General features: G+C 72.2%; 6 protein-coding genes. 4 read left to right on the top strand and 2 right to left on the bottom strand.

The features are described 5' to 3' along the window. Positions 1–699 (top strand): aldo/keto reductase (locus tag VFZ39_RS17085; RefSeq protein WP_330866994.1); only part of this gene is annotated, 699 nt, incomplete at its 5' end. 24 nt (positions 700–723) lie between these two features. Continuing rightward, positions 724–1932 (top strand): MFS transporter, encoded by a 1209-nt coding sequence (locus VFZ39_RS17080; RefSeq protein WP_330866993.1) that lies wholly within the window; start codon positions 724–726, stop codon positions 1930–1932. Here the strand turns inward: VFZ39_RS17080 and VFZ39_RS17075 are convergent. Beyond that, positions 1922–2497 (bottom strand): hypothetical protein, encoded by a 576-nt coding sequence (locus VFZ39_RS17075; RefSeq protein WP_330866992.1) that lies wholly within the window; start codon positions 2495–2497, stop codon positions 1922–1924. The genes VFZ39_RS17080 and VFZ39_RS17075 overlap by 11 nt on opposite strands. Before the next feature lie 136 nt (positions 2498–2633). Between VFZ39_RS17075 and VFZ39_RS17070 the strand changes: the two genes are divergently transcribed. Next, on the top strand, positions 2634–2921 hold the full coding sequence (locus VFZ39_RS17070) for a hypothetical protein (RefSeq protein ID WP_330866991.1): 288 nt from the start codon (positions 2634–2636) through the stop codon (positions 2919–2921). A gap of 117 nt (positions 2922–3038) precedes the next feature. Beyond that, on the top strand, positions 3039–3308 hold the full coding sequence (locus tag VFZ39_RS17065) for a hypothetical protein (protein ID WP_330866990.1): 270 nt from the start codon (positions 3039–3041) through the stop codon (positions 3306–3308). A 6-nt stretch (positions 3309–3314) separates the two neighbouring features. Here the strand turns inward: VFZ39_RS17065 and VFZ39_RS17060 are convergent. Further along, a partial coding sequence (locus VFZ39_RS17060; protein ID WP_330866989.1) for an MFS transporter occupies positions 3315–4367 on the bottom strand: 1053 nt, incomplete at its 5' end.

The raw sequence follows: 4367 nt of genomic DNA, 5'->3' as shown, positions 1-4367 counted from the left end.
CAGATGTACGGCAACGAGGAGGGCGTCGGCGACGCGATCGCGGCGTCGGGGCTGCCCCGGGACGAGCTGTACGTGACGACCAAGCTCGACAACGGGCTCCACCGCCCCGACGACGCGCGCCGATCGTTCGACGAGTCCCTCGTCCGGCTCCGGCTCGACCGGGTCGACCTGTTCCTCATCCACTGGCCGCTGCCGACGCTGTACGACGGCGACTACGTCTCCACCTGGCAGACCCTGGCCGAGCTCCAGAAGGACGGGCGGACCACCTCGATCGGCGTCTCCAACTTCCAGCCGGACCACCTCGAGCGGATCGTGGCCGAGACCGGTGTCGCCCCGGTGATCAACCAGGTCGAGTGCCACCCGTTCTTCCGCAACGACCCGGTGCGGCAGGCCAACCAGCGCCACGGCGTCGTCACCGAGGCCTGGGCGCCGATCGCCAGAGGCCGCATCCACGACCACGACGCGATCGTCGACATCGCCTCGGCCGTCGGTCGCACGCCGGCGCAGGTGGTGCTGCGGTGGCACCTCCAGCACGGCCACGTCGTGTTCCCGAAGACCACCCACGTGGAGCGGATGCGCGAGAACGCCGACCTGTTCGGCTTCGAGCTCTCCGAGGAGCAGATGGGTGCGATCGACGCGCTCGACCTCGGTGAGTCGGGGCGGCTGGGCCCCCACCCGGACCGCTTCGACCGCGTCTGAGCCGACCCGCGCAGAATGGGGCGGGTGACCCCGCCCGCCGACCGCTTCCGGCTGCGAGAGATCGCGGTCGCGGCGTACGGACCGAGCGTGGTCATCTCGATCGGTCACGGTGCAGTGATGCCGGTGCTCGCGCTGCGGGCGCGCGAGCTCGGGGCGGACGTCGGGACCGCGGCGCTGGTCGTCGGGCTGCTCGGGGTCGGGATGCTGATCGCGTCGCTGCCCGCGGGCGTCGTGATCGCCCGGATCGGCGAGAAGTGGGCGCTCGCGATCGCGGGCGTCATCGACGCGGTCGCGATGTGCGCCGCGGCACTGACCGACTCGGTGGCCGGGCTCGGGGCTGCAGTCGTGCTCAGCGGCATGGCCTGGACGACGTTCCTCATCTCCCGGCAGGGCTACATGATCGACGCGGTGCCGGCGCCGTACCGGGCGCGCGCCCTGTCCGTGCTCGGTGGCACCTACCGGATCGGGGTCTTCGTCGGGCCGCTCGTGGGCGCCGCGCTCATCTACACGTGGGACCTTCGCGCGGTCTTCTGGTTCGCGGTGGCGATGTCGTTGGCCGCGGGAGGGCTGGCGGCGCTGGTGCCCGACCTGGGCTCCGAGCAGCGGGCCGAGGAGCGGGCGGAGGGGCACCTGTCGGTGTGGTCGGTACTGCGCGCCCACCGGCGGGTGCTGCTGACCGTGGGCGTGGCGGTGGTCGTGCTCGGCGCGTCCCGGTCGGTCCGCAACAGCCTGCTGCCGCTGTGGGCGGAGTCGGTCGGGATCTCGGCGTCGACGACCTCGCTGATCTTCGCGCTCGCGGCCGCGGTCGACATCGCGTTCTTCTACCCGGGTGGCTGGGTGATGGATCGGTACGGACGCACCGTCGTCGCCGTGCCCGTCGTGCTGTCGGTGGCGGTCGCCGCACTGCTGCTGCCGCTGACCTCCGGCCCGGTCGGGGTGGCCGCGGTGATGGTGCTGATCGCGGTCGGCAACGGTCTCGGGTCCGGCATCGTGATGACGCTGGGCGCCGACACGGCACCTCTCCGCGGTCGGTCACAGTTCCTCGGCGCGTGGCGCCTGTGCGGCGACATCGGCAACTCCGGCGGGCCGCTCCTCGTCAGCGCGGTGGCGTCGGTCGCGCCGCTGGCGACGGCGTGCGTCGTGATCGGTGTGCTGGGGCTGGTCGGGACCTGCTGGGTCGGCTACTGGACGGCCGACCTGGAGCGCCGGCGTACGTCGGCGATCAGCCGGTGACGGTGACCTTGACCTCGTTCGAGGTCTTGCCGGAGCCGGTGTCGATCATGCGGAATCGTTGCTGACCAGGGATCCCGGTCAGCACGTAGGTGCTGAACGTCTGGTCGCTGACCGAGACCGGTGACGCCGGGAAGTCCGTCCACGTGCCGTTCTCGAAGCGCTGCACCTGCAGGATCTTCCCCTCGCCGCCGGGGTAGGTACCCGACAGGTCGATCTGCTCCATCGGCGCGACCTGGGTCTGGGCCGCGGACAGCGAGATCACTTTCTTGGGCTTCTTGGTGGTCTCGGTCTCGGACGGCTCGGTGTCGGTCGGCGAGGTCTGCTGGCCCGGTCGCAGGGTGATCTCGGGTCCGGTGGCCGGCTGGGTCTTCTCGGGCTTCGGCAGGTACATGGAGGCCTCGCCGCCGCTGCTGCCGTCCGTGCTCTCGTCCCCGACACCCACCACCTTGGCCCCGGCGAGTGCTCCGAGCCCGACGATGAGGCCGACCACGACACCCACGCCGATCAGCGCGAGCAGCCCGTACGCGACGGGATGGTCGTTGTTCTCCTCGAGACGGTCAGCCACCCACCCATTGTCGCGGAGCGCTGGTGAGGAGCAAATCGAGCCGGTGCGGGCGCACAGTGACCGGTCGGGGCGTGCGCTTCCACAGCCGCTGGCTGGGGTGTCGTCGGACGTGGGTGGAGCGGCCGAGACTCCGGCCATGACCACGACCTTCGTCGTACGGCCCGACATACTGCTCGATGCCCGACGCGTGCTGCTACGACACGCGCAGTCGCTCGCCCGCGCCCGAGTCGACCCGCCGGTCACCGGCACCACGACGCACCTCACGCGCCGCGTCTTCGAGCGGGTGGAGGAGGGCATCGAGGCCCTCGTCGACGACCTGCGTGGTCTTGCTGCCGGGCTGGCGTGCGTGGTCGAGCTCGCGGCGATCGCGGACGACGGGGTCTGGGCGCTGCTCACCGGGCTGCGCGACGAGGAGCCCTCGTGAACGAGTGCCTGGCCGCCGCGGGCGACCTGACCGAGCTGGTCGTCCGGCTCGGCAGCACCCTGGAGTCGCTGGTGCGATTGGCCCGGATGCCCGAGGACGACTTCGGCGGCGAGGCGGGTGCCGCGTTCCGGGACCACGCCCTCCATCTCGGCCGACGACGTGGCCGACAGCGCGTCCGCCCTCGCGCTGCTCGCCGGCGGGCTCGCCCGGCTGGGTCGCGAGCTCGAGCTGGCTCACGAGCTGCGCCGGGCGGCCGAGCGGCTGCCCCCACAGGAGGCAGCCGACGTACGACGCGGGGTGGATCGCCATGTGCGCCGAGCCCAGGCCGAGTGGCGGGCGGCCATGTCCCGCTACGAGCAGCAGGCCCCCTCCGACCCAACCCTCTGACCGTGGCTAGACGCTCTCGCCGGCGGCGCGGCGGCGGTCCCGTTCGGCCTCGGCGTGGGGATCGGTCCGCTCGTCGTACGACCAGAAGTCGCGCAGCCAGACTGCGGTGATCGCCACCCCGGCGACGCAGGCGAACCCGCCGCTGGCGATCGAGCCGCGCACCGACCACACGTCGGCGACCACGCCCGCCCGGATCTGACCGGCGAGCGGCCCGACGGAGTAGGACAGCATCTCGATCCCGGCCAGCCGGCCGCGCATCGACTCGGGGATGGTCTGGTTCCACACCGTGCTGCGGAAGATCGCGGAGATCATGTCCGCGGCACCCGCAGCGGCCAGCGCGACCGCGACCAGCCACAGCTCGGGCATCAGCCCGGCGACACCGATGCACGCGCCGTACGCCGCGGCCGCGACCACGATCGCCCGACCGTGGTGGTGCACTCGCGCGGTCCAGCCGCTGAGCGCGGTGGCGACCATCGCACCGACCGTCTCGGCGGAGTACAGCAGGCCGAGCAGCTCGGGCCGGGCGAACACGTCCTCCACCAGCGCCGGGAACAGCACGACCGGCATCGCCAGGAACATGGCGGCGACATCGACCAGGTAGGTGCCGAGCAGGTCGCGGCGACGCAGCGCGTAGCTGATCCCGTCCCCGATGCCCCGCAGGCTCGGCGGCGTGGTCTCCTCGCGGTGCGGGTAGGGCCGCATCGCGACGAAGAGGAGGGTGGCGACCACCAGCGCGGAGACGTCGACGACGAAGCACCACCCGATGCCGACGAAGGCGATCAGCAGCCCGCCGATCGCCGGACCGACCAGCACCCCGACCTGCATGCCGAACCCGGTGAGCGCGTTGGCGGCGGTGATCTGGTCGTGCCGGACGGTCCGCGGCATCAGCGCCTCGCGGCTCGGCCGCTGCATCGAGGAGGCCGCCGCCAACAGGGCCGAGACCACGAAGATCAGCGGCACGCTCGGGTCGTCGCGGAACGCGTTGACCCCGAGCACCGCGGTGAGGACGACCTGGGCGACGCCGCACCCGATCAGGAGCCGGCGCCGGTCGACGTGATC

This window comes from Nocardioides sp. (assembly GCF_036374615.1).
GTDB lineage: Bacteria > Actinomycetota > Actinomycetes > Propionibacteriales > Nocardioidaceae > Nocardioides.
Note: the sequence above shows the minus strand (reverse complement) of the source record. Positions and strands in the feature narration are given on the sequence as shown.